Origin of the sequence: Synechococcus sp. R6-5 (assembly GCF_047461775.1) — a bacterium.
Classification (GTDB): Bacteria; Cyanobacteriota; Cyanobacteriia; order Thermostichales; family Thermostichaceae; genus Thermostichus.
In genome coordinates this window covers 1-531 of record NZ_JANSHV010000408.1, presented here as the reverse complement: position 1 = coordinate 531, position 531 = coordinate 1, and the positions used below count along the sequence as shown (strand labels likewise).

Below are 531 nucleotides of genomic sequence, written 5' to 3'. Positions count from 1 at the left end.
GGCAACCTGTCCGAATCCAGCGCCTGCGATGCGGCTGCACGACACACCAGCGCCGCGTATGCCGTTACCGGCTTCGAGTATCGATCTCGACGGTTGCAAACGGCGCTTTCTGTATCAGTACGTATATCAGTTGTACGACGATCTTTCGCCGTTTTTACGTATGCATCAGGCAATCCGCGAATGCGTCAGGACGCTGACGGAACAGGCGCGTGCGGGTGTTCTGCCTGCCGATGACGATGCAGTACGATCGCTGGTATTCGGTCAGTTGCAGCGGTATGAACTCGACACGGTGCTCTACGCCGAAGACTATGCCACCGAGACGTTACAGCACGTTCAGGTGGTGTGGAATGACCTGCGAAGCGGGCGAATCGCGCCTGAGCGGGTAGACCGGCGCGTGCTGGTGCGGCGACCGGCTGGGGTGATCGAAGTGCGGATTGATCGAGAGGAGACGCAGGACGGAGTGACGCGGTGGGTATGGGTGCGGCCCGGTGCGCCGCGTGGCAATGATCATCTCTCGGAGCGTATGATCCT

The 531-nt window shown here is 60.3% G+C and carries 1 protein-coding gene; it reads left to right on the top strand.

The window, feature by feature from the left end:
* Window positions 1-28: 28 nt before the first annotated feature.
* On the top strand, window positions 29-531 hold a 503-nt coding region (locus NW818_RS14025; protein ID WP_414424912.1), incomplete at its 3' end, for a hypothetical protein.